This window comes from Snodgrassella communis (assembly GCF_914768045.1).
Lineage (GTDB): Bacteria > Pseudomonadota > Gammaproteobacteria > Burkholderiales > Neisseriaceae > Snodgrassella > Snodgrassella communis.
Genome location: NZ_CAJZCD010000007.1, coordinates 14,225 through 38,236 on the forward strand (window position 1 = coordinate 14,225; position 24,012 = coordinate 38,236).

Below are 24,012 nucleotides of genomic sequence, written 5' to 3' on the forward strand. Positions count from 1 at the left end.
GGATATTTACTTTGAAATATACTCTATTTCTTCTTATCTTCCAGAGTCGCTGTTTTTTTGACTAATTGTACAAATTTACTGCGATAGCCTTGTGGATCTTTACCTTTGGCATGGTTCGCCCAGCTGATTATCTGCTGGTAAGATGTTTGAGACAATTCAGGGTTATGACGTAACTTTTGCCCATATGCAGCCACCGCAGCTATAAAACGCGTTTCTATTCCGGCTTGTTCAAAAGAGCTAACCAGCGCTTTCTTTTTTATAGGTAGAGAAACCAGTTTGCTTTTTTTATCCTGTGGTGCTTTCCAGCGTAATTTAAGGAAAGCGATTTCGTCACTCTTTGAGGTAATCGGTACAGTTGTTTTATTTACCTGATAACGCAATGGATCAATACTTGGTCTACCATTTGCTAGTGTTAGCTCATACAGGACAGTCACTTTTTTACCGGCACCAATATCGCCAGCATCTACCTTGTCGTTATTGAAATCTTCCTGTTTTAACTGCCGTTTTTCATAGCCGATTTGACGATACTCCAGTACTTGCTGTGGATTGAATTCTATTTGCGCTTTGGCATCTTTAGCCACAGTTACTAAGGTGGCACTCATTTCCTGCTGCAACACTTTTTGCGCTTCTTTCAGGCTGTCAATATAGCTGTAATTTCCATTACCTGCATCAGCAATCTGTACCATCATGGCATCGTTTAAATTATCATCACCAAAACCTAATGTGGACAAGGTTATCCCTTTTTCTTTTTCTGCGGTCACAAATGCCTTTAACTCTTCAGTGCTATTAATACCAACATTAAAATCACCATCAGTAGCCAATAATATCCGATTAATCCCGCCATTTATTTGGCTACTTTCTGCCAGTTTATAAGCCAGTTTGAGTCCTTCTCCGCCAGCAGTGCTGCCTCTGGCCTCAAGTTTATCAATAACAGCCAGAATTTTGGCTTTATTGTGGCCTGATGTCGGTTCTAAAGCAACGCCGGCTTCTCCTGCATAGGTGACAATGGAAACTTTATCGACTGGGCGCAGTCTGTTTACCAATAATTTTAATGATTGTTTCAATAAATCCAATCTGTCTGGACCATACATAGAGCCAGATGTATCTATCAGAAACACCAGATTTGATGGTGGCAATTGATCCATCCTGACATCATTTGCTTTTATATTTAACCTTAATAAAACTTTATCTGTATTCCATGGGCTGGGTGCCAATTCATAAGTTACAGCAAACGGGGAGCCGGATAGTGGTATTAATTTTTCATTGGAGGCTTCTGGAAAATAATTAATAAACTCTTCTACTCGTACTGCATCCGGATGCGGCATTCTTCCTGCAGATATAAATCGTCTGCTATTTGCATAGCTGGCAGTATCCATATCCAGACTGAAAGTACTAACCGGCTCAGCAACCACCTGTTTTATCGGATTATCTGAATAATTTTTGTATTGTGCAGTATCTGGCTGAATACTACTATATATATAATTAGCAGCCTCATACCCAGCCTTCATAGTCATTAATCCACCAAAACTCTCACCTCCTTTAAATCCTTTTCTGGAACCATAATCTGCGATTGAAGCTGGAGCTTGTGCATTTTCTATCGTTATGTTTTGCGGTTGACGCTCTGAGGGCAACGTATTGCAAGCACCTAATATACCTGCTATTAATATTATGAGAATACTGTGGCCAGTTATGCGGGCTGTTGATTTTATGGTTAACATAAATATCCTTAATTATTTTTTATTTATTAAAATAAAACCTATTATTAACACAAAATTTGTATTTATTCCAGTAAATTAAGTTATTTACAGTAGAGTTAAGATAATTGATTCAATCAACTTCAACTCATATCAATCGACGCTAGCAGCGGCGCTTGATGAGCTGGCGTCATGGTTTATTTCGTATGTCTGTAATCAACAAATAATAGTTATTGTAAAATTAATATTGATTCAGTTTATCTGACTGGTAGCGGTATGATTGATTGAGCTGTTCAATTTTAATAAAAAAGGAAAATTATATGAGCGTTTATTTTCTGGGCGGAGGCAATATGACATCAGCCATTGTCGCCGGCATGAGCAAGCAAGGTGGCTATGATATAGTAGTCATTGACCGTAATCAGGAGAAGCGTGAGCATTTGAGTCGTTGTTATCAGGTACGCAGCAGTGACAAACTACCTGAACTGACTGCGACTGATGTCTTGGTGCTGGCGGTTAAGCCACAGGATATGCAGCAAGCTACCACCGGTATTAAAATCAATGGGGCATTGGTACTAAGCATTGCCGCTGGATTAACTGTAGATATTCTGCGCCAGTTTCTGAATAATCATCAGCGTATTATCCGGATTATGCCCAATACTCCGTGCCAGATTGGTCTGGGTATTTCCGGTTTATTCGCACCGGCAAATATAGAGGCAGCAGACAAGGCTGTCGCTGAAAATATTATGCGCACTACGGGTGATGTGGTATGGCTGGAAGAAGAAAGTGGCATTAATCGGATTGCCGGTATCAGTGGCAGTGGTCCGGCCTATGTGTTCTATTTTCTTAATGCGCTCCAACAGGCTGCCATACAACAGGGTTTTAGCACAGATGAAGCATATCAGTTAAGCTTGGGCACATTCAAAGGTGCGGTATCGCTGGCAGAACAGTCTGGTACTGAGTTTGTACAGCTACAAAAAAATGTGACTTCTAAAGGTGGTACCACATTTGCAGCTACCTCAGTCTTTGATCAGCAGCAGCTGACTCAGGTAGTGATTGATGGTGTGGCTGCCAGCGTGGCGCGGGCAGAAGAAATGCAAAAACAACTGGCTCCTTAAGGTATTGTGTGATTAGTAAAACATTATTTTTATTAGCCAGTGCTCTGGCCATTATATGCTGGGCACGGGTTTTATTACAATGGGGTAAATTACCTTTTCTGCATCCCTTAGCCCAGTTTTGTGTGCGCAGTACCAACTGGCTGATACGTCCTTTGCGTAGAATCATACCACCACTGGGACAATGGGATGTTGCCTGTATTCTGGCTACTATCATCATTTATTATCTGACTACTGTACTCAATCTGTTTATTGCCTTTACATGGATACAGCCGGATGCACGTGTTATTAGCGCCAGTTTGTTATTCTGTATCCTGTTCTCCCTGAAAGCACTGTGCTATGCACTGTTTATCGGGCTGGTAATACAGATGTTTTTAAGTCTGAGCAAACCTTATTCTGTATTACTGCTTACCTTGCAACGCATTTACAAGCCACTAACCCGCCCGTTTGCCTTTCTGCAAGTAGGTAAATATGATTTTTCTGCGACAGTTATTCTGCTCGTGTTGTGGCTTTGTCTGCAATGGTGGTTACCACAGCTGAGTAGCAAAATCTCATACTGGCTGATTAGCGGATAATGTTGTCGAATGCAAAATTACGAATAGAATATAAAAACATGCTATCATGCCCGAACTTTTTTAACAGCATGACAGCAAGCATCTGTTGTGTTTAAAAACAGATTAAGCTGTCAATTCCTGAGCTAATTGCTTAATCGAGCTATGCAAAAGAAAGACTGTAAAATGGCTAAACTCACAGAACAAGATATCCAAGCCTGGAATGGCCCTGAAGAGGAGTATATGAATGAAGAACATCAAACTTTCTTCCGTGATTTGCTGTTGAAACTTCAGGATGAACTGATTCACAATGCAAACAACACCGCCGGTCATTTGCAGGAACAGGCAACTACACCAGACCCGGCAGACCGCGCTACACTGGAAGAAGAATATGCACTGGAGCTGCGTACCCGTGATCGGGAACGTAAGCTGTTGAGCAAGATTCAGGCTTCTTTGCGCCAGTTGGATGAAGGTGATTATGGCTTTTGTCAGGACACAGGCGAACCTATCGGTCTGAAACGGTTGCTGGCACGCCCTACTGCTACTCTGTCAGTTGAAGCACAAGAGCGGCGAGAACGGATTAAAAAGCAGTTTGTTGACTGATCTGAATAGATAACAGCCAAAACGCTTTCTGAATAGAAAGCGTTTTTTATTTTATAGTACTAAAATAGTTTCAATACTACTTGTATGTCTGTACGTTTTATATCATAAAAAATATTGCATGTATTAGTTATAAGTAATTTCCATTTCATCAATGATTATTAAAAACTTAATAATATATTTGTATGGTGAATTTTATTGAGCTTATCCACATAAATATAAATCATTAAGAAATTTACCTAGGTGAACACACAAAATTTAATTTTAATTTCATTAATCGTTGATATACTAATTGGTTAATGCATTTAATATAACTTCAGTATCTTTTACCCTTGGCCATAAGTAATAATCCTGAGATTATTTGCTGTCTTTTGGCCTGATGATGAAATTTGCGTTATCAAAACACAAAAAATTATTTTGTTTCTTGATAATTTTAAAATTTCTGATAATATTTTCCGGCTTATATAAATGCCGCATACGCAAAAATATTAATAAATATTTGACTGTGCTCAACAATATGAGCTGGTACGTAAGTACGTTGCTTAAATAATTAAATGGGAGACGTAATGATTTATTGTCATGGTTGTGGTAAAGAAATACACGAAACAGCAAAAAGCTGTCCTCATTGCGGTGCAGTAGTAAAAAATAATGCTTGTACAAAAAGTCGTATTGTTGCCGCCTTACTTGCTTTTTTTCTTGGCGGTTTAGGGATACATAAATTTTACTTAAATCGAAATCTACAAGGCTTATTGTATCTAGTTTTCTGTTGGACATGTATTCCAAGTTTTATTGCATTTATTGAATTCATTATTTATTTATGCACATCTGATGAGAAATTTGCAGAAAAATACAGTAGTTAGAACATAACTATCCAAATAGGAGATTATTTAGTAGCAAATAATTTTTACTGTCAGCTTGTGAATTTAGAAAAGCTGTTTTAAATTCACAGGTTGATAATATCAAATAAATTTTTTTCCCGTGTAAGTAATGCTTTTACTGGTGCAAAATCCTGACGATGCTGCGGTAATACGCCAAATTGCTGTAGAGCAGCCAGATGTGCAGCTGTACCATAACCTTTATGCTGGGCGAAACCATACTGGGGATAGCGCTGATCCAGTGCATACATTTCCGCATCCCGTGCTGTTTTAGCCAGAATGGAAGCAGCAGAAATAGCAGCTATTTTAAGATCACCTTTGACTACGGCCTCTGCCGGCAAAGACAAATCAGCTGGTATACGATTACCATCTATCCAGACTTTAGTCGGCTTGATAGGCAAGCCCGCTACTGCCCGAGTCATGGCACGCATGGTTGCAAACAGAATATTATATTGATGAATTTCGGCAACATCCGCTGCCGCCACAGACCAGGCCGTTGCCTGCTGCTTAATCAATAACGCCAGTGCATCACGTTTCTTTTCAGATAGCTTTTTTGAATCAGTGAGACCGGGTAAATCATAATCTGCCGGCAAAATAACTGCTGCTGCATAGACACTGCCCACTAAAGGCCCGCGCCCAGCTTCGTCTACACCGGCATGACTGGGTAATATAGCAAAATCCATGTTTATATCTGCCCTGTTGCATGTTGCAAGACCGCCTGTGCGGCCAGTTCATCCGTATTTAAACGTAACTGCTGATGTAATGTTGAGAAATCGGCCCGCAAGTTTTGTACTTCCTGTGGCGATTCATACCAGTGAATCACTGCTTGCGCCAATTTTTGCGCTGTAGCGTTACCCTGTAGCAATTCGGGCACCACACCACTGTCTAATAGGATATTTGGCAGACCGACATGCGGAACCTTAATTTTATGTTTGACATAAATATAAGTTAAGGGCGAAATTTTATAACTGATTACCATCGGACACTGACATAAAGCCACTTCCAATGTCGCCGTACCACTGGTAACCAGCGCCACATCAGCTGCCTGACACGCCATTTCCGCATGGGCAGACATTAAGCGCACTGGCAATTTTTGCCAGACTGGCTGAGCCAGTATTGTCTGCATCCGCTGCCGTGTTGCTGCTGTTGCCAGTGGCAGCAAAAACTGTGCCTGCGGATAACGCTGATGAATAATTTCTGCGGCTTGTAGAAACAGCGGCGCCATAAAGTCGATTTCACTTACGCGGCTGCCGGGCATTAAAACAAATACCGGTACTCGTTCTGGCAATTTCAGTTGCCGCCGCTTCGCCTCTCGGTCGACAACCAATGGCAAAGTCTGGGCAAGGGGATGACCAACGAAGCGGGCACGACCACCAGCCTGCTGATATAGTTCAGGCTCCATCGGAAACAGACACAATACTTCGTCTACCTGTTTAACAATTTTTTTTACCCGCTTGCGTCGCCATGCCCATACAGATGGGCTGACATAATGTACGGTGGCAATACCGGCATGTTTTAAGCTTTCTGCAACACCCAGATTAAAATCCGGCGCATCAATGCCTACAAATACCTGTGGACGGATTTTTTTCAGCGCTTGAATCAAACCGCGACGAATGGCAACAATTTCCGGTAATTTTTTTACGACTTCAACAAAACCGCGTACCGCCAGTTTTTCCTGATCATACAGGCTCTGTATTCCCGCAGCCTGCATACGTGGTCCGCCAATACCAACAAACTGTACATGAGGATAATGCGCACGAATGGCATTCATCAGATGAGCACCAAGTAAATCGCCGGATGCTTCTCCGGCACACAAGGCTATGGTTAATAGGGGCAATTCAGTTGCAGTTTTATTCATAGCGGGATAGCAGTTTTATAAGCAACTATTATGATAAGGTGTAAGAGTTAGCAAGTGTAGCAAGCGATACCGGATTATGAAAGAGTGATGCACAAAAACTAAAAGCCCAAGCATATGGCTCGGGCTTTTTATAGTGGGGTGGCTGATGGGGCTCGAACCCACGACAACTGGAATCACAATCCAGGGCTCTACCAACTGAGCTACAGCCACCATAAAAACTTTTACAAACTTTGGTGCGCCCGACAGGAATCGAACCTGTAACCCCCGGCTTAGAAGGCCGGTGCTCTATCCGGTTGAGCTACGGGCGCGTACTCTCAAATCTATCCGGACAAGGATTCAGTCGATATGGTCGGGGTGGTGGGATTCGAACTCACGACCCTCTGCTCCCAAAGCAGATGCGCTAACCAGGCTGCGCTACACCCCGACGAGAGAGGCGAACTATACAGCTCTAAAACAACATCGTCAAGAGGTAAAGCAGATTTTTTTGCCATATTTTTGAATTATTGCCAATTTATGTTGGTGGCAATAGATAAAAGCAGATGAAACAGCCGCAAAAAAATGCGACAATACTATTTTTCTGAATATTTAGTTACTGGCTGCTGGCTAGCAGCATAATTTTTCCTTTCTATTCTGGAATATTCTGATGACGGCACAACTCATTGATGGTAAAAAAATTTCCCAACAAATTCTACAAAATCTGGCTGTGCGCGTACAACAGCGGTTAGACAACCAGCTACGCCGTCCCTGCCTGGCCGTGGTGCTGGTAGGCGAAGATCCGGCTAGTGCAGTATATGTACGCAATAAAAAGCGCGCCTGTGAAACCATCGGATTTGAATCACGCAGCTACGAGCTGCCAGTGCAGACCAGTGAAGCTGAGTTACTGGCACTGATTGACGAGATGAATGCCGACAGCGGCGTTGACGGTATTCTGGTGCAATTACCTCTACCGGCACACATTGACGGACAGCAGGTACTGGAGCGGATTGTGCCACACAAAGATGTTGATGGTTTTCATCCGTATAATCTAGGCCGTTTGGCTGTCAAAATACCGTTAATGCGCCCATGTACGCCTAAAGGGGTGATGACATTACTGGACGCTTATCAGGTTGAAATAACCGGAAAAAAAGCCGTCGTGGTTGGGGCTTCAAATATTGTCGGCCGGCCGCAGGCATTAGAATTGCTACTGGCTCGGGCAACGGTAACAGTTTGCCATAGTGCTACTCAGAATCTGGCGCAGGAAGTTGCTGCCGCCGATATTGTGGTAGTAGGTGTTGGTATTCCTGAATTTGTTAAAGGTGAATGGATTAAACCCGGTGCTGTGGTCATAGACGTGGGAATTAACCGGCTGGAAAACGGGCAGTTATGCGGTGATGTAGAGTTTGCCGTAGCCAAAGAGCGTGCGGCAATGATTACGCCGGTACCGGGCGGAGTTGGACCCATGACTATTGCTACCTTAATGGAAAATACACTGCAAGCCGCAGAAATTCACGATACACAGCAGCTCTGATACTATCTCAACACAAAATGAGACAATAATGCTGTGTATTGAACTGTAGGCAGAAACCCTATATCGGCGTTTAACCCGTATATTGTTATGTTGCAGTTGAATAAGGTAGCAATACTGAATCACAGATTACTCTGCAAGCACCGGCAAAACTCCGGAACGCTGTATCACCAAGCGTTACAGGAGAGCTGGCAGTATTAGTGAAGTGGCTGTCTTGGTTTTTTAACAATCTATTGTGGTATTAATTTAATGTATCAATTTTTTCTGGACGCATGGGCTGCCCTGCGCCTGCGCTTTTATCCAAAAACGCATTATCATTACTCTTTGTTGATCATAGTGCCGGTTTTGCTGGCACTGGGTCTGATCAATATGGCTAATATGTCCCAGCTTTTGGGACAACAGACTGGCATAACTGTTTTTATTCTGGCATTAACGGTGTTGCGCTGGGGTATCCTGAGCAAGACAATGCAGGTCATTTTAGGCTACTACAACAAGCAGCCGGGGCAATGGTACGGTTATGTACTGGTTACTGAGGCATTGATACTGCCAACGATAGCGATGCTGTACTGGCCACAGGCATTAGCTATGCCGGGATCTTTGTGGCTGATATGGACAATGGTGGTACAGGCGTTTGGCTTTGTACGCATCAGCCAGCAAAATATTTTCAAAGTAGCTTTGGCTTATATTATCTATTTTATCGTTACCAGTCTGGCAGGAGGTATGCTGCTGTTTATATTCAGCGCCATGGGCTGGCTGGATATAAACAGCATGGCGCAGGCTTTTCAGCAGATGCTGACCATACCCGCTGCTGAAACCGGAATACGTTAAAGCAGATGTAGAACCAAGCTGATTCCGCTATAATAATACATGGTGTTTTTTGTGTAATTTAAAACATTTAGCGCTTTTACCCAAAATTCACCTGACCGGTTTTGTTGATTTGAAAAGGAATAAGCATGACGTTAAAAGTTGCCATTAATGGTTATGGCCGTATTGGCCGTCAGGTATTGCGTGCAATTTATGACTATAACCTGCGCAACCAGTTTGAAATTGTCGCGGTAAATGCCAGCGGTTCACTGGAAACCAGTGCCCATCTGACAAAGTTCGATACCGTTCATGGCCGTTTTGCCGCAGATGTTTCATGCGATGAAGATGCTTTAATCATTAACGGCGATCGTATCCGCTTTTTCGCTACCCGCAATCCGGCAGAACTGCCTTGGGGTGAATTAGGTGTTGATCTGGTACTGGAATGTACCGGTGCATTTACCAGCAAAGAAAAAGCCAGCGTTCATTTACACAGTGGTGCGAAAAAGGTTCTGATTTCTGCGCCTGGCGGCGCCGATGTGGATGCTACGGTGGTATATGGTGTGAACCATCAGGTATTGACACCGGAAATGACTGTGATATCTAACGGCTCCTGCACAACCAACTGTCTGGCACCAGTCGCAAAAGCAATTAATGATGGACTGGGTATGGTAAAAGGTCTGATGACTACCATTCATGCGTTCACCAATGATCAGGTGCTGACGGATGTGCGCCATAAAGATTTGCGCCGCGCCCGCAGCGCGGTAGAAAACATGATTCCAACCAAAACCGGCGCAGCCAAGGCTGTGGGACTGGTATTGCCGGAATTACAGGGTAAATTTGATGGTTTTTCGGTACGCGTACCTACAATCAATGTTTCACTGGTTGATTTGACCTTTGAAGCAGCGCGCGATACAAGCGTAGAAGAAGTGAATGCAATTGTTAAAGCCGCCAGTGAAGGCAGTATGCAGCATATCCTAGGCTACAATACTTTGCCTCTGGTTTCTACCGATTTCAATCACATGCCTCAGGCATCGATTTTTGATAGTACTTTAACCAAAGTCACCAATGGCAATATGGTAAAAGTGCTGGCATGGTATGATAATGAGTGGGGCTTTAGCTGCCAGATGCTCAATACCGCCCGTGCCATGTTTGGTATGGAAGTTACGCCGTTGGCCTAAGCTTGCTGCCAGCATGTACAGGCTGTCTGGATCCATCGGGCTATTCAGGCAGCCTGTACACATTCCGGCTAACCGGAATAAGATAAAACTATTAAGCCTCAGCCAGCCAAACAAACCATAATCATCGCGGATCTGGCTATACAAGCCAATAACTTTAATGTTCTAACAGATAAAACGCTGATCCGTCCTGCCCGCTTCATTAAGGCACAAATTATGCTTAATTATCATTTGCAACCTCACTCTCTAACCCAGCATTTGTGGCACGTACGTCTTCGTTTTACACAGCTTGATAATCAGGATTTCAGCCTGAGTTTACCCAACTGGTTACCCGGCAGTTATATGATTCGTGATTTTGCCCGCCACATTGTTACGTTATCTGCCAGTTGCAACAATACACCAGTAGCAGCCGAACAAGTCAATAAAAATACTTGGGTTTGCAACGGACAGGCTGGTAATTGGGAAATCAGCTATCTGGTTTACGCTTTTGATACTTCGGTGCGTGGCGCATTTTTAAGTACTGAACGAGGCTTCTTTGATGGTGCCTGCCTGTTTTTACGCCATAACCAGCGCCAGCAGGAAGTGTGCCAGTTAAGTATTACCGGCTTGCCGGAAAACTGGGACATCGCCACCACCATGCCAGCAACATCACAGACACAAGTTTATCAGGCCAGTAATTATCGTGCTCTGATTGATTATCCGGTAGAAATGGGCCATCTGCTGCGCCTGCCATTTACAGCCGATGGTATTGAACACGAAATTATCATCAGCGGACACTTCTCGCCGTTTGACCAGCAACGTCTGATAGATGATGTGGCCAGAATATGTGCCTGTGAAATAGCCATGTTTGCCGCACCGGCACCATTTGAGCGATACAGCTTTTTATTATTTGTCGGAAACGGCATTTATGGCGGACTGGAGCACAGATCATCTTCGGTACTCATGGCAGACCGGCATGATCTGCCACAAACAGATGGCAAAAACAGCGATGCCTATATCACTTTATTGGGATTATTCAGTCATGAATATTTTCATGCATGGAATGTGAAATCTATTATTCCATCCGCCTTTGCCAGCAGTGAGCTGAATACCGAAGCATATACCCGTCTGCTATGGGCATTTGAGGGTATTACCTCTTATTATGATGACTGGTTTCTGGTACGCAGTGGCGTGATTACCCTGGCTCAATATCTGCAACTGCTAGCCAAAACCATAACTCGGGTACAACAAGGTGCAGGCCGACTGAAACAAAGTTTGGCCGATTCCAGTTTCACTGCGTGGACCAAATACTATAAACAGAATGAAAACAGTGCCAATGCTATTGTCAGCTATTACCAGAAAGGTGCACTGGCAGCCATGTGTCTGGATCACTATATACGCCAGCAAACCGGACAACAGAAAAATCTGGACGATATTATGCGTGCTCTGTATCACGACTGGCGTGAGCGAGGCATGGGTCTGGCCGAAAATGAATGGCTAGAAATCGCTCAACAGGCCACTGGTATAGATTTAACCGAGGTTTATCAGCAATATATTATGACTACCGCTGATTTACCTCTGGCTGAACAGTTGCAACAAGCTGGGGTACAGTTACACTGGGCGGCCTTGCCACGCCAGCATGGTGGTGCTTATGTTGAACATATCCCCGCCAGCGAACAGGCTTGCGCAGATCTGGGTGCCCGTTTTCAATCGGCAGCATTCGGCATCAGCCTACAACAGGTATTTAATCAGGGCAGTGCCGAAAATGCCGGTATGTGTGCTGGTGATCAGTTTATTGCCCTAAATGATGAAATCATTACTGATTTTGATAAACAGTGGGCGCGTGTTCATGTTGGCGAAACAGTGCGAATACATTTTATCCGCGACGGTCTGTTGCGACAGACAACTTTGCTGGCACAGGCTGCAATAACTGATACCGCACTGTTAAGCATTGATAATCCATTGCTGTTACAGCAGTGGTTGCAACCGCAATCACAGATTTAAGCTGATATATTTACCGTTACTTTTCTATTACAAATATTGTGTATTCATGCCTGCTGACCATTTACATCTGACTCTTGTTCTGCCTGGCTTATTATGGCCATATCAGAAAACCAGCGTACCAAAATTGTCGTTACCGGCGCTGGATATTCTGCGGCAGTGGAGCAAATACTCCTCACAAATAGCCAGCAGAAGTCTGCTTTACCAGCAGTATCTGTGGCAGGGTTCGTGGTTGCAACAGGCCAGCCAGCTAATAAACTCTGAATCAAATGGTTATGCCCTCATTGTCTCCCCAATCAGTCAGACAGCCGGCATGCATCAACTTCAGTATCTGGATGGAAAGGCACTGGGTCTGAGCTCAGAAGAGGCAAAGGCTTTCTGTGAAGTACTAAATACATGGCTACAGGCAGACGGCTGGCAGTTTTATCCAGTAAAACCGGATCTATGGCTGGTTACCGCCCCACAGATACTTGAATTTACCCTACCATCTTTACTGGATTTGTCTGGCAGCATTGATGGTACGACCAAACCAACAGGACCCGATGCAACCCTGATTCTGCAACAGCAAACCGAACTGCAAATGTTACTGCATCAGCACCCATTGAACCAACAACGTGGTGCTCGTGGTCTACCCATAATCAATGGTTTCTGGTTTGAACAAGACAGCACGGGTACAGCTAACAATGAAACAATACTTTATTCTGACAGCTCGTGGGCATTTCATGCACGTAGCTTGCCGGCAAATTATGCCGAATTAGCTAATTCTCTGTCCGGCGAACAGGAAATAGTACTGTTTAATGATGATTTGTGCTTGCCAGTTAATCAAGGCGATGTTTACACCTATACTCAGATACTGCAACAATGGGAGCAGGATTGGTGGCAACCGCTACTGACAGCTCTGCAAAACAGGCAAATTCATCACCTGAATATCCGATGTGAAGCCGGTTTGCTTAACATTCGCAAATCTTGGTTACGCCCTTTCTGGCGCAAAACGGAATCCTTTAACGGATTAAGCTTATGAAACCGGTTCGTATCCTTACTCGCCCGATTGATACCGTTGCACAGCAAACTTTACTTGCACAGGGAATTGATCCTTTGCTGGCAAAATTATATGCAACTCGGGCTGTTAAAAGCATAGGTGAAACTGAATATAGTCTGGCTGCCTTGCTGCCATTTCAAAGTCTGAAAAATATTCAGGCTGCCAGTGAACGGTTAGCACAGGCAATCGAACAGCAGGAAAAAATTCTGATTGTGGCTGATTATGATGCGGATGGTGCCACAGCCTGCGCACTGGGTATGCGCGGTTTACAGGCAATGGGTGCCAAAACCGATTTCCTCGTGCCAAACCGTTTCGACCACGGCTATGGTCTGACGCCACAGATTGCTGAACTGGCTGCTCAAGCCGGTACAGATTTACTACTTACTGTGGACAATGGTATTGCCAGTGTGGCAGGAGTACAGCGTGCACAACAACTGGGTATGGATGTTCTGATTACCGACCATCATTTACCAGGTGAGCAACTGCCTGAATGCATTATTGTTAACCCCAATCAGCCCGGGGATACTTTCCCAAGTAAGGCTCTGGCAGGTGTAGGCGTGATGTTTTACGTATTAATGGCCTTACGCCACTATCTGCGCCAGCATAACGGGTTTAGCCAGCACCCCGAACCGAATCTGGCTCAATGGCTTGATCTGGTGGCTTTGGGTACTATCGCTGATGTCGTTCCTCTCGATCAGAATAATCGCATTCTGGTAGCGCAGGGACTCAGGCGCATGCGCGCGGACAAAATGCAGGCCGGTATCCGCGCCTTATTTCATGTCGCAAAACGCAAAGCACAGCAGGCACATGCATTTGATCTTGGTTTTGCCATTGGCCCACGTCTGAATGCAGCAGGCCGGCTGGATGATATGAGTCTGGGTATTGCCTGTCTGCTAAGCGACGATATAGAAAGCGCAATGGATTTGGCTATGCAGCTGGATGACTTAAATCGTGAGCGCCGTCTGATTCAGCGCAATATGCAGGATGAAGCGAATCTGCAACTGGCCACTATTGACACAGAAAACAGCTACAGTATTGTTGCCTATCATGACAGCTGGCATCAAGGTGTAACCGGCATTGTTGCAGGCCGGCTACGCGAAACGTTTCATCGCCCCAGTATTGTTTTTGCCCGGGCAGAAGATGGAACGTTACGAGGTTCTGGTCGTTCAATCGCTGGTTTGCATCTGCGTGATGCACTGGATCTGGTTAGTAAGCGCCGGCCAGAAATCATTCAAAAATTTGGCGGTCATGCCATGGCGGCAGGGTTAAGTATAGCCGGAACACATCTGCCAGCTTTCCAGCGCGAATTTGAGGCCATCTGCCAGCAACTGCTTGAGCCAGCCGACCTTAATCATACCTATCAAACTGATGGTTCACTCAACAGTGAATATTTGAATTTAGACACTGCACAACAACTGGCAGCACTGGTATGGGGACAAAACTTTCCTGAACCATGTTTTTGTGACGAATTCAGGGTAATCCGGCAACGAAACGTTGGTAATGGTCATATCAAAGCAGTATTACACAAAAACAATTGTGAATGTGAGGCCATGTTTTTCCGCTGTAGCACTACCTTGCCAGAACGCATTCGCGCGGTTTACCGGCTGATCGCCAATGAGTGGCGTCAGCAAATGGAGCTACAATTATATGTAGATTACTGGGAAATTTGTGTCTAAACAAATATACAGGCTGTTTAAATACACAAATTCACTTATAATTAGCACAATTAAACATTAACATGAGTTTACTTTAATAGATAGATACATATCTGTACTGGGTACAAAACAGCGTACAGGACACACCAGACTGTATGGCAAAGCCAGAACAGATACTTTATCCAGTAAATGTAAACTCAAAATTTATTAAGACGGGAATTAGTTTGTATGAGTGTAGGATTGATTCGGGTTTTGTATAAGCACCAGATTATTGACGCAGAAAAAGCAGAAAAACTGCGTCAGGAGCTGGAGCAGAAACGTCCGGTTATATCGGCACTGTTGCAATCTGGTACCATTAATTCCGATAAGCTGGCCAGCTTCCTGTCTGGAGTATTTAGTATTCCTTACCTGAATCTGGAACTGTATAGCCAAAATCTGGTACCGTTAGATTTAATCAATCTGAAAATTATGCAGCAACACATGTGCGTACCGATATTTAAGCGCGGTAACCGCCTTTTTCTTGCTGTATCTGACCCCACATCAATTCAACATTACCAGAAAATTGCTACCGATGCTGGCTGTATACTGAACTTAGTTATTGTTCGTGATGATCAGTTGCGTCAGTTACTGGAAAATCTTGATCAGGAGTCTAGCAGCCTGCTGGAAGGCATGGACTCAGTCGGTGACGGTGAAGCAACTGGCAGCAATGCCATGTCTGCCGATGATGAAGACGGTGAAAATGGGCCAGTTGCCAAATTTGTCTTCAAAGTACTGGGAGATGCTCTGGCTAGTGGTGCATCGGATATTCATTTCGAATTTTATGAAGAAATAGCACGGGTACGTTTCCGTATTGATGGACAATTACGCGAAGTAGTGCGTATGCCCCTGAATATTCGCAGTCAGGTTGCCTCTCGCATTAAAGTTATGTCCAAAATGGATATTTCGGAAAAACGTGTTCCTCAGGATGGTCGTATTCAGATTCAGTTCCGCAAAGGCGCCAAACCAATTGATTTTCGTGTCAGCACACTGCCCACGCTGTTTGGTGAAAAAATTGTAATGCGTATCCTGAATTCGGATGCAGCCACCCTCAATATCGAACAGCTCGGTTTTGAACCATTCCAGAAAGAGTTACTGCTGGAAGCCATTCACCGCCCCTATGGCATGGTGCTGGTTACCGGCCCAACTGGTTCCGGTAAAACTGTATCACTTTATACCTGTCTGAATATACTTAATACCGACAGCGTTAATATTTCCACGGCCGAAGACCCTGCGGAAATTAACTTGCCCGGTATCAATCAGGTCAACGTCAATGACAAACAGGGACTGACATTTGCAGCAGCCCTGAAATCTTTCCTCCGTCAGGATCCGGATATTATCATGGTGGGGGAGATTCGAGATCTGGAAACCGCAGATATCGCCATCAAGGCTGCACAAACCGGCCATATGGTTTTCTCCACCCTGCATACTAATAACGCTCCGGCCACATTATCGCGTATGCTGAATATGGGTGTTGCTCCATTCAACATTGCTAGCTCTGTTAATCTGATTATGGCTCAGCGTCTGGTACGACGTTTATGTAGCTGCAAGGCACCAGCAGAACGTCCACCTGAATATGCTCTGAAAAAAGCCGGCTTCTCGGATGAAGATCTGGCCAAAGACTGGACATTTTACCGCCCAGTAGGCTGTGAACGTTGCAAGGGTAAGGGCTACAAGGGACGTGCCGGTGTTTATGAAGTGATGCCTGTCAGCGAAGAAATGCAACGTATCATTATGAACAACGGTAATGAAGTTGATATCAGCACACAGGCACTTAAAGAAGGACTGGTTGATTTACGTCATGCCGGTCTGCTTAAAGTTATGGAAGGTATCACGTCTCTGGACGAAATTCTGGCAACCACCAATGATTAAAGCTGATTGCCCATTTATTAAATTAAATCAATACTGTGGGAAATAACTATGAATAAACCAGTAGCAGTATCCAAAACCAAACCCGCCGGTATCACTTTCAGTTTTGAAGGTAAAAACCTTAAAACAGAACAGATTGTGCGCGGGGAAGTAGTTGCAAAAAACGAAGCTGAAGCGCGTGCCAAGCTGAACCGACGTCAGATTCGCGTTATTCAGGTTACCAAGCTTAAGAAACGGCGTCAGAAGAAAATCAGTCAGGCGGATATCACTGTTTTCACGCGACAGTTATCCACTATGATGAAATCCGGCTTACCATTAATGCAGGCATTTGATATTGCTGCCAAAGGCCATGCCAATCCATCCATGACTCAGTTACTGACAGAAATTCGTACAGATGTTGAGCAAGGAACGTCTCTGGCAGATTCTTTTTCCAAACATCCAAAATATTTTGATGATTTCTACTGTAATCTGGTGCGTGCCGGTGAAGCTGGCGGTGTACTGGAAGGTCTATTAGACAAACTGGCAGTGTATAAAGAAAAAACCCAAAGTATCAAGAAAAAAGTTAAAAGTGCCCTAACTTACCCGGTTGTTGTCGTTATTGTTGCCATAGCACTGGTTTTTGTCATGATGATGTATGTACTGCCCTCTTTTGCCAAGGTATATTCAGGCATGGGTGTACCATTGCCTGGCTTAACTCAGATTATGATGAATATCTCTGACTTTTTCGTGCATTATGGCATCTTTATTCTTATAGCATTGATTATTGCGGGAGTTGGCTTTTATAAATGGTTTCAAAACTCGGCAGACCTGCGAAAACGCTTTGATCATATGTTGTTAAAATTACCTATCTTTGGACAAATTGTGCGTAAGGCAACCATAGCACGCTGGTCTCGTACTATGGCCACTCTGTTTGCTGCAGGTGTACCATTGGTAGAAGTATTGGACTCGGTAGCGGGAGCAGCAGGTAATATTGAGTATGAGGAAGCGACTCAGGAGATCCGTACCAAGGTAAATCAGGGTATTTCACTAACCTCAGCCATGCAGGCAACAGAGCTATTCCCTAATATGGTCATGCAAATGGCCTCTATCGGGGAAGAATCCGGTTCACTGGATTCCATGCTGAATAAGGCCGCTGAATTTTATGAAGACGATGTAGATACAGCAGTTTCACAATTATCTTCACTCATGGAACCTATCATCATGGTGGTACTGGGTCTGATTATCGGTGTCATTCTGGTAGCCATGTATTTACCAATGTTCAATATGGGCAATGCTATAGGTTAATGGCAGATGTTAACTGATACTCTGTTTTTTAGCGCAGTCGCATTAATATTGGGTTTTGCGGTTGGCAGTTTTCTGAATGTTGTCATCTATCGCTTACCCATCATGATGGAAAGAAATTGGCAGACTGAAGCACGAATGGCACTACAACTGCCAGCAGAAAATTCTACCCGCTTTAATCTGTGTGTGCCCCCTTCAGCCTGCCCACACTGCCAGCATAAAATTCGCTGGTGGCAGAATATACCTCTGCTAAGCTATCTACTTTTACGCGGCCGCTGTGCCGCATGTGCCGTACCAATCAGTCCCCGCTACTTTTGTGTAGAGCTTTTGACTGGTCTGGTCTTTGCCGCAGTAGTCTGGCGTTATGACGTTACGCCTGTAGCAGCAGGTGGTCTAATACTGACTGCCGCACTGATTGCACTCACCTTTATTGATGCTGACACCCAGCTCTTGCCTGACCAGATTACCTTGCCACTACTGTGGCTCGGTTTACTGTTTAACTGGTACTGTGAGTTTGTTCCCCTATCTGCTGCCGTCTGGGGTGCCGCTCTGGGCTATCTGAGCTTATGGTCACTTTTCTGGTTATTCAAACTGTTAACCGGCAAAGATGGCATGGGCTATGGCGATTTTAAATTACTGGCTGCACTTGGTGCATGGATGGGAGCAGCAGCACTGCCATTAATTGTGTTCATGGCCGCGATTGTCGGCATTATTGCCTCTGTTATCCTCAAAGTTGCCCGCAGCCAGCCAATGGCTTTCGGTCCGGCTCTGACCATTGCCGGCTGGATTGTATGGATGGCAAACAGTCAGATTAACCAGCTGATTCACTGGTGGTTGCGTCTTTCTGGATTCGGTGCATGACATTTTGGGTAGGGTTATCCGGTGGAATAGGCAGTGGCAAATCCACAGCAGCAAGCTGCTTTGCAGCTGTGGGCGTACCCGTACTGAATGCAGATGATATTTCCCGTCAACTCACCGCACCACAAGGTTTGGCCTTACCTGCAATCCGTAAACAGTGCGGAGAAAACCTGTTTCTGGCTGACGGCAGTCTGGATCGCCAGCAACTGCGTAACTGGGTATTTGCCGACTCATGCAATCGCATATTACTGGAAAATATTCTTCACCCGCTAATCTGGCAAGGCCTGCAACAAGCCAAACGGCAAACCAGTTCAAACCAGCATTATGGCATTATAGAAATTCCTCTACTGGCTGAAAAACCAGAATTTCAACAACTGGTGCAACGTATACTCATTATCGAAGCACCGGTTGATCTATGTATTCAGAGAGTTCAACAACGTAGTAGTCTGGACGAAACGACAATCCGTGCTATCATGGCACAACAGATTGACAGTAATAGCAGAAAAGCCATTGCTGATGATATTATTATCAACGATGGCAACTGGCAGGAACTTAACCAGAAAGTCATTCAGCAGCACGACTTCTATCAAGCTCTAACATCACCCAAGTTATGACAGATCTCATCCATTTCGAACACCCTTTGTCCGAGCGCGTGCGCAATTTTTTACGTATCGCACACCTGTTCAAGCACTTCCATGAAGTCGTGGTACGCAGTGAAATATGGGCACATCATTGTGCACTGTTTTCACTGTTTGAAATCATGGAAGCAGCCGCACGTGCCGAACTGAAACTGGATATTCTACAAGAACTGGAACGCCAAAAAGGTCTGGCACGGCAGCGTGGTGAAGAAGGTAATGCCGCGCTGGAAACTATCCAGACTGCCATTTCGAATCTGCAAAACGTCCAGCAAAAATTTGGACAACATTTGCGTGAAAATGAATGGCTGATGGCAATTAAACAACGCATGTATGTACCCGGAGGGACCAGTCCGTATGATTTGCCTTCATATTATTACTGGCAGCAGAAAGATCCGGCAGAGCGTGAAAATCAGTTACGCCAGTGGATCGAGAGCCTATTACCTACTTATGAGGCCATCAGTCTGCTACTGAAAATCCTACGCCATAACAGTCTTTCAGTAGAATGTCTGGCAACTGCCGGCAGTTACCAGCATAATAGTTTGGGACAGAATATCCACCTACTCGGCATCAATGTTGCCCAGAACGCTGCGGCATTACCAGAAGTATCTGCCAATAAATACTTCACCCACATTCGCTTTTTACAGACATCACAACAACAGGCACGTGGATCAGTTCTAACGACAGACATCCCATTCACTCTGGTTATGTGCAGCTTCGATCCGGTAATCAAATAATGACAGAGAAAATCACCATTGTTATTTGCCCCACCTGCGGACAAAGCGTTGCCTGGATTCCAACCAACCGTTTCCGACCATTTTGTTCAGAACGTTGCAAAATGATTGATCTTGGCAACTGGGCCAGTGAAGACTATAACCTGCCAGCAGATGAAGACCAGCCCCTGAGCGAAGAAATAAAATCATCAGGATCCTAACCATCAGCAAAATATTATCATCAACCATTGCAGATATCCATTTAACCTATGACTTCCACTGCTCTTTGCATTAATCAGGCTGTTAAAACCTATGCCAATGGTTTTACTGCTTTAAAAGGCGTCAGCTTCAGCGTTGAACCGGGTGAGTTTTTCGGATTACTCGGTCCCAATGGTGCCGGCAAAACCACACTTATTTCAGCAATGGCTGGTCTGAGCCGCTTAACTTCAGGCCAAATCAGCATTTGTGGCCATGATGTGCAACATGAAGCAAATATCACCCGCAAACTTTTAGGCGTGGTGCCTCAGGAACTGGTCTTTGATCCTTTTTTCAGTGTACGCGAAGCACTGCGATTTCAATCTGGTTATTTTGGATTACGCAAAAACGATGAATGGATAGATGAAATCATTGTCAGTCTGGGTCTGGCAGACAAAGCCAATACCAATACCCGCAACCTCTCCGGCGGCATGAAACGCCGTGTCATGGTGGCACTGGCACTGGTACATCGGCCACCAGTCATCGTACTGGACGAGCCCACTGCCGGCGTAGATGTCGAACTAAGACAAAACCTGTGGCAATTCATTACCAAACTGAATACAGCAGGACATACCATCATTCTAACAACGCATTATCTGGAAGAGGCACAGTCATTATGTAACCGCATTGCCATGCTTAAACATGGCGAAATTGTAGCACTGGACAGCACCCAGAACCTACTGGATACCGAGGCTGATTTACAACTGACATTAACATTAGATCAATCACTACCAGCTAACCTGCATCAGCATCTCATACAAGAAGATGGCAACAATTATCTACTGAAACTTGCTGATTACAGCCAGCTGGCCACCTTGTTACAAAACCTGCAAACCCAGAACATCAACGTCAGAAACCTGCACATCATGGAAAACGATCTGGAAAACGTCTTCCTGCGCCTGACCAGCGATCATGTGAAAGGCGAAAAATGAATACCATTGGCTGCTATACCCTGTTTAAAAAAGAAGTACTGCGTTTCTGGAAAGTAGGCTTTCAAACCCTATCCGCACCCATTCTGACTGCCTTACTGTACCAGCTGATTTTTGCTCACGTTATGCAAGGGCGTCCAGATATTTTACCGGGAGTTAGCTACAATGCATTTCTGATACCGGGGCTGGCGATGATGTCCATGCTGCAAAATGCCTTTGCCAATTCATCCTCAAGCCTGATTCAATCGCGTATTACCGGCAATCTGATATTTATCCTGTTACCACCATTAGGTACAGCAGCTTTCTTCTGCGCATATGTAGGGGCCTCCATTCTGCGCGGATTAATGGTGGGAATTGGTGTGATAGCCGTTACCGCTGTTTTCGGCCTACCTCTGCCTTATCACCTCGGCTGGATAATCACATTCGCTCTACTGGGGTGTGCAATCATGGGGATGTTTGGCCTCATGGCTGGTATTATTGCAGAAAAATTTGACCAGCTGGCGGCATTTCAGAATTTCCTCATCATGCCCCTGACTTTCCTGTCTGGCGTATTCTATTCTATTAACAGCCTACCAGCATTCTGGCGCTCCCTCAGTCATTTCAACCCGGTTTTTTACATCATTGACGGCTTTCGCTTCGGCTTTTTCGGCCAGAGTGACGCTTCCCCTTGGCTGGCCTTAACAGTAGTCGGCAGCTTTGCCATTGGCCTGTGTATTCTTGTCTGCGCCATACTGAAATCTGGCTGGAAATTACGCAATTAGACATACTAAAACGCTATAATAGCCGTCATTTATCAATAGCCATTCTGGAGCTCGTCATGTTAACACCTGAAGAGGTTAAAGCCATGATTGCCAGCCTTCTGTCTTGCGAATATCTCGAAGTTGAAGGTGATGGTCATCATTTTTTTGCTCAGATTGTATCCACTGCTTTTACCGGAAAGAGTCGACTAGCCCGCCATCGCATGATTAAAGATGGTCTGGCACAACAGATTGCCAGCAATGAATTACATGCACTATCCATTACCACCGCAGCCACACCTGCTGAATGGGCAGCAAAACAGCATTAATCGGCAGATAATCTTCACTGCCATCATTGAGAATTTATATGGAAAAATTAAAAATCCGTGCTAACGGTGCATTAAACGGTGAAATTATTATTTCCGGCGCCAAAAACGCAGCTCTGCCTTTATTGTGTGCATCACTACTGACACGAGATACCCTACATTTAACCAATGTCCCCATGCTGCGTGACGTTAAAACTACCCAAAAACTATTACAGGGAATGGGCGCACGTGTATTAACAGACAACGTACATGAATTCGAAATCAACTGTAGTGGCATCAACAATACCTGTGCACCATACGATCTGGTCAAAACCATGCGTGCTTCCATTCTGGTATTGGGGCCAACACTGGCACACTTCGGCGAGGCTCAAGTCAGCCTGCCCGGCGGCTGTGCCATCGGTTCGCGTCCGGTAGACCAGCACCTGAAAGGACTTGAAGCCATGGGTGCTGAAATCAGTATTGAGCATGGTTACGTTAAAGCCCGTGCCCAACGTCTGCAAGGTGCACATATCGTCATGGATATGGTTACCGTAACTGGTACAGAAAACCTGTTAATGGCTGCAACACTGGCAGAAGGCACGACCATTCTGGAAAATGCTGCCATGGAACCAGAAGTCACCGACCTTGCCGACTGTCTGGTTAAAATGGGTGCCAACATTCAGGGCATAGGAACCCCAACCCTAACCATTACCGGCGTAGAAAAACTGCATGGCTGTACCCACCGCGTAGTTCCGGATCGCATTGAAGCTGGTACTTTCCTGTGTGCAGTAGCCATGACTGGCGGTAAAGTCGTTCTCAAGCATACCGCCCCTAAAACCATGCTGGCCATTCTGGAAAAACTGAGTGAAGCCGGTGCCATTATTGAAGCGGGTGACGACTGGATTAGCATTGACATGCAGCAGCGCCCCAAAGCCGTAGATATACGCACCCTGCCCTATCCGGCATTCCCAACCGATATGCAGGCACAATTTATGGTGATGAATACCATCGCCAATGGTAACAGTAAAGTAGTAGAAACCATCTTTGAAAACCGCTTTATGCACATACCAGAACTCAACCGCATGGGTGCCCGAATATCAGCCGAAGGCAATACCGCTATTATAGAAGGTGTAGAACAACTATCCGGTACCACCGTAATGGCCACCGATCTACGCGCGTCAGCCAGTCTCGTACTAGCCGGTCTGGTTGCCAGTGGAGAAACCACCGTTGAACGTATTTACCATCTCGATCGTGGTTACGAAAACATTGAACAGAAACTCAGTGGCGTAGGCGCCATTATTGAACGCGTTAGCAACTAGTAAGCATTACCATCACATAACAGGGCTATCGGAAAAATCCAGATAACCCTGTTTTTATATAATATACATATAAATTCAAATACCAAAGAAGTCATAATCTGGTTTCTGAACAGTCATTTTCTATATATCAATCAATTATATAAATTATTTAAAACATTAAACAAAAAATATTAATTAGTACGAAAAAACAGATAACTCAATATAAATTAATCACCAATACAGGGGATT

23 protein-coding genes and 3 tRNA genes are annotated in these 24,012 nt (G+C 44.7%); 20 read left to right on the forward strand and 6 right to left on the reverse strand.

Annotated features, from left to right (window positions below; all coding sequences use genetic code 11):
* Positions 1–23: 23 nt before the first annotated feature.
* Complete coding sequence (locus MJ761_RS07850) at positions 24–1,514, reverse strand: vWA domain-containing protein (RefSeq protein WP_218060218.1); 1,491 nt, start codon at positions 1,512–1,514, stop codon at positions 24–26.
* A gap of 500 nt (positions 1,515–2,014) precedes the next feature.
* Here MJ761_RS07850 and proC point away from each other — a divergent pair, with 500 nt between their 5' ends.
* From proC to MJ761_RS07870, 4 genes are all read left to right on the forward strand, one after another.
* The gene (gene proC / locus MJ761_RS07855) at positions 2,015–2,809 is read left to right on the forward strand and encodes a pyrroline-5-carboxylate reductase (RefSeq protein WP_093092677.1); all 795 of its coding nucleotides are present in this window, start codon (positions 2,015–2,017) and stop codon (positions 2,807–2,809) included.
* A gap of 8 nt (positions 2,810–2,817) precedes the next feature.
* Positions 2,818–3,381, forward strand: a complete 564-nt coding sequence (locus MJ761_RS07860; protein ID WP_037406863.1) for a YggT family protein — start codon at positions 2,818–2,820, stop codon at positions 3,379–3,381.
* Between the two features lie 162 nt (positions 3,382–3,543).
* Positions 3,544–3,960: an RNA polymerase-binding protein DksA gene (gene dksA / locus MJ761_RS07865; RefSeq protein ID WP_037407116.1), complete on the forward strand. Its 417-nt coding sequence runs from the start codon at positions 3,544–3,546 to the stop codon at positions 3,958–3,960.
* Between the two features lie 563 nt (positions 3,961–4,523).
* Entirely contained in the window at positions 4,524–4,817 is a 294-nt protein-coding gene (locus tag MJ761_RS07870) for a TM2 domain-containing protein (protein WP_202806121.1), read from the forward strand.
* An 83-nt stretch (positions 4,818–4,900) separates the two neighbouring features.
* Here MJ761_RS07870 and rnhB read toward each other — a convergent pair whose 3' ends face one another.
* The 5 genes from rnhB to MJ761_RS07895 all read right to left on the reverse strand — a co-directional run bounded on the left by rnhB (position 4,901) and on the right by MJ761_RS07895 (position 7,114).
* Entirely contained in the window at positions 4,901–5,515 is a 615-nt protein-coding gene (rnhB, locus tag MJ761_RS07875; protein ID WP_093092673.1) for a ribonuclease HII, read from the reverse strand.
* Between the two features lie 2 nt (positions 5,516–5,517).
* Positions 5,518–6,690, reverse strand: a complete 1,173-nt coding sequence (gene lpxB / locus MJ761_RS07880; protein WP_093092671.1) for a lipid-A-disaccharide synthase — start codon at positions 6,688–6,690, stop codon at positions 5,518–5,520.
* 134 nt (positions 6,691–6,824) lie between these two features.
* A tRNA-His gene (locus MJ761_RS07885) sits at positions 6,825–6,900 on the reverse strand.
* A 21-nt stretch (positions 6,901–6,921) separates the two neighbouring features.
* Positions 6,922–6,998: transfer RNA gene (locus MJ761_RS07890), tRNA-Arg, on the reverse strand.
* A 38-nt stretch (positions 6,999–7,036) separates the two neighbouring features.
* Positions 7,037–7,114: transfer RNA gene (locus tag MJ761_RS07895), tRNA-Pro, on the reverse strand.
* Positions 7,115–7,333: 219 nt separating this feature from the next.
* Between MJ761_RS07895 and folD the strand changes: the two genes are divergently transcribed.
* From folD to murA, 16 genes are all read left to right on the forward strand, one after another.
* Positions 7,334–8,197, forward strand: coding sequence for a bifunctional methylenetetrahydrofolate dehydrogenase/methenyltetrahydrofolate cyclohydrolase FolD (gene folD / locus MJ761_RS07900; RefSeq protein ID WP_093092669.1), 864 nt, complete (start codon positions 7,334–7,336; stop codon positions 8,195–8,197).
* Between the two features lie 246 nt (positions 8,198–8,443).
* Positions 8,444–9,022: a hypothetical protein gene (locus MJ761_RS07905; protein WP_093092667.1), complete on the forward strand. Its 579-nt coding sequence runs from the start codon at positions 8,444–8,446 to the stop codon at positions 9,020–9,022.
* Positions 9,023–9,147: 125 nt separating this feature from the next.
* Positions 9,148–10,176, forward strand: coding sequence for a type I glyceraldehyde-3-phosphate dehydrogenase (gene gap, locus MJ761_RS07910; protein WP_093092665.1), 1,029 nt, complete (start codon positions 9,148–9,150; stop codon positions 10,174–10,176).
* 213 nt (positions 10,177–10,389) lie between these two features.
* Entirely contained in the window at positions 10,390–12,156 is a 1,767-nt protein-coding gene (locus MJ761_RS07915) for a M61 family metallopeptidase (protein ID WP_093092663.1), read from the forward strand.
* 46 nt (positions 12,157–12,202) lie between these two features.
* Positions 12,203–13,174: a hypothetical protein gene (locus tag MJ761_RS07920; protein WP_093092661.1), complete on the forward strand. Its 972-nt coding sequence runs from the start codon at positions 12,203–12,205 to the stop codon at positions 13,172–13,174.
* Positions 13,171–14,868, forward strand: coding sequence for a single-stranded-DNA-specific exonuclease RecJ (gene recJ / locus MJ761_RS07925; protein WP_093092659.1), 1,698 nt, complete (start codon positions 13,171–13,173; stop codon positions 14,866–14,868). Before MJ761_RS07920 ends, recJ begins: the two co-directional genes overlap by 4 nt.
* Before the next feature lie 207 nt (positions 14,869–15,075).
* The gene (pilB, locus tag MJ761_RS07930; RefSeq protein ID WP_093092657.1) at positions 15,076–16,755 is read left to right on the forward strand and encodes a type IV-A pilus assembly ATPase PilB; all 1,680 of its coding nucleotides are present in this window, start codon (positions 15,076–15,078) and stop codon (positions 16,753–16,755) included.
* Between the two features lie 48 nt (positions 16,756–16,803).
* The gene (locus MJ761_RS07935) at positions 16,804–18,036 is read left to right on the forward strand and encodes a type II secretion system F family protein (RefSeq protein WP_093092655.1); all 1,233 of its coding nucleotides are present in this window, start codon (positions 16,804–16,806) and stop codon (positions 18,034–18,036) included.
* A gap of 6 nt (positions 18,037–18,042) precedes the next feature.
* Positions 18,043–18,894: a prepilin peptidase gene (locus tag MJ761_RS07940; protein ID WP_093092653.1), complete on the forward strand. Its 852-nt coding sequence runs from the start codon at positions 18,043–18,045 to the stop codon at positions 18,892–18,894.
* Entirely contained in the window at positions 18,891–19,505 is a 615-nt protein-coding gene (coaE, locus tag MJ761_RS07945; RefSeq protein ID WP_093092650.1) for a dephospho-CoA kinase, read from the forward strand. Before MJ761_RS07940 ends, coaE begins: the two co-directional genes overlap by 4 nt.
* Positions 19,502–20,263: a cell division protein ZapD gene (zapD, locus tag MJ761_RS07950; RefSeq protein ID WP_093092648.1), complete on the forward strand. Its 762-nt coding sequence runs from the start codon at positions 19,502–19,504 to the stop codon at positions 20,261–20,263. The genes coaE and zapD overlap by 4 nt, the downstream gene beginning before the upstream one ends.
* A complete protein-coding gene (yacG, locus tag MJ761_RS07955) occupies positions 20,263–20,460 on the forward strand; it encodes a DNA gyrase inhibitor YacG (protein ID WP_093092646.1) in 198 nt (65 codons plus the stop codon). The genes zapD and yacG overlap by 1 nt, the downstream gene beginning before the upstream one ends.
* 48 nt (positions 20,461–20,508) lie before the next feature.
* A complete protein-coding gene (locus MJ761_RS07960; RefSeq protein ID WP_093092644.1) occupies positions 20,509–21,426 on the forward strand; it encodes an ABC transporter ATP-binding protein in 918 nt (305 codons plus the stop codon).
* The gene (locus MJ761_RS07965; protein WP_093092642.1) at positions 21,423–22,184 is read left to right on the forward strand and encodes an ABC transporter permease; all 762 of its coding nucleotides are present in this window, start codon (positions 21,423–21,425) and stop codon (positions 22,182–22,184) included. The genes MJ761_RS07960 and MJ761_RS07965 overlap by 4 nt, the downstream gene beginning before the upstream one ends.
* 56 nt (positions 22,185–22,240) lie before the next feature.
* A complete protein-coding gene (locus MJ761_RS07970) occupies positions 22,241–22,489 on the forward strand; it encodes a BolA family protein (RefSeq protein ID WP_080701797.1) in 249 nt (82 codons plus the stop codon).
* A gap of 38 nt (positions 22,490–22,527) precedes the next feature.
* Positions 22,528–23,784, forward strand: a complete 1,257-nt coding sequence (gene murA / locus MJ761_RS07975; RefSeq protein WP_093092640.1) for a UDP-N-acetylglucosamine 1-carboxyvinyltransferase — start codon at positions 22,528–22,530, stop codon at positions 23,782–23,784.
* Positions 23,785–24,012 lie beyond the last annotated feature (228 nt).

What these genes read in the sequence shown, in the direction of transcription:
- MJ761_RS07850 (WP_218060218.1), bottom strand. Translation starts at nt 1,514, where the DNA reads ATGACTATGAAGGCTGGGTATGAGGCTGCTAATTATATATATAGTAGT.
- proC (WP_093092677.1), top strand. Translation starts at nt 2,015, where the DNA reads ATGAGCGTTTATTTTCTGGGCGGAGGCAATATGACATCAGCCATTGTC.
- dksA (WP_037407116.1), top strand. Translation starts at nt 3,544, where the DNA reads ATGGCTAAACTCACAGAACAAGATATCCAAGCCTGGAATGGCCCTGAA.
- MJ761_RS07870 (WP_202806121.1), top strand. Translation starts at nt 4,524, where the DNA reads ATGATTTATTGTCATGGTTGTGGTAAAGAAATACACGAAACAGCAAAA.
- rnhB (WP_093092673.1), bottom strand. Translation starts at nt 5,515, where the DNA reads ATGGATTTTGCTATATTACCCAGTCATGCCGGTGTAGACGAAGCTGGG.
- lpxB (WP_093092671.1), bottom strand. Translation starts at nt 6,690, where the DNA reads ATGAATAAAACTGCAACTGAATTGCCCCTATTAACCATAGCCTTGTGT.
- folD (WP_093092669.1), top strand. Translation starts at nt 7,334, where the DNA reads ATGACGGCACAACTCATTGATGGTAAAAAAATTTCCCAACAAATTCTA.
- MJ761_RS07905 (WP_093092667.1), top strand. Translation starts at nt 8,444, where the DNA reads ATGTATCAATTTTTTCTGGACGCATGGGCTGCCCTGCGCCTGCGCTTT.
- gap (WP_093092665.1), top strand. Translation starts at nt 9,148, where the DNA reads ATGACGTTAAAAGTTGCCATTAATGGTTATGGCCGTATTGGCCGTCAG.
- MJ761_RS07915 (WP_093092663.1), top strand. Translation starts at nt 10,390, where the DNA reads ATGCTTAATTATCATTTGCAACCTCACTCTCTAACCCAGCATTTGTGG.
- MJ761_RS07920 (WP_093092661.1), top strand. Translation starts at nt 12,203, where the DNA reads ATGCCTGCTGACCATTTACATCTGACTCTTGTTCTGCCTGGCTTATTA.
- recJ (WP_093092659.1), top strand. Translation starts at nt 13,171, where the DNA reads ATGAAACCGGTTCGTATCCTTACTCGCCCGATTGATACCGTTGCACAG.
- pilB (WP_093092657.1), top strand. Translation starts at nt 15,076, where the DNA reads ATGAGTGTAGGATTGATTCGGGTTTTGTATAAGCACCAGATTATTGAC.
- MJ761_RS07935 (WP_093092655.1), top strand. Translation starts at nt 16,804, where the DNA reads ATGAATAAACCAGTAGCAGTATCCAAAACCAAACCCGCCGGTATCACT.
- MJ761_RS07940 (WP_093092653.1), top strand. Translation starts at nt 18,043, where the DNA reads ATGTTAACTGATACTCTGTTTTTTAGCGCAGTCGCATTAATATTGGGT.
- coaE (WP_093092650.1), top strand. Translation starts at nt 18,891, where the DNA reads ATGACATTTTGGGTAGGGTTATCCGGTGGAATAGGCAGTGGCAAATCC.
- zapD (WP_093092648.1), top strand. Translation starts at nt 19,502, where the DNA reads ATGACAGATCTCATCCATTTCGAACACCCTTTGTCCGAGCGCGTGCGC.
- yacG (WP_093092646.1), top strand. Translation starts at nt 20,263, where the DNA reads ATGACAGAGAAAATCACCATTGTTATTTGCCCCACCTGCGGACAAAGC.
- MJ761_RS07960 (WP_093092644.1), top strand. Translation starts at nt 20,509, where the DNA reads ATGACTTCCACTGCTCTTTGCATTAATCAGGCTGTTAAAACCTATGCC.
- MJ761_RS07965 (WP_093092642.1), top strand. Translation starts at nt 21,423, where the DNA reads ATGAATACCATTGGCTGCTATACCCTGTTTAAAAAAGAAGTACTGCGT.
- MJ761_RS07970 (WP_080701797.1), top strand. Translation starts at nt 22,241, where the DNA reads ATGTTAACACCTGAAGAGGTTAAAGCCATGATTGCCAGCCTTCTGTCT.
- murA (WP_093092640.1), top strand. Translation starts at nt 22,528, where the DNA reads ATGGAAAAATTAAAAATCCGTGCTAACGGTGCATTAAACGGTGAAATT.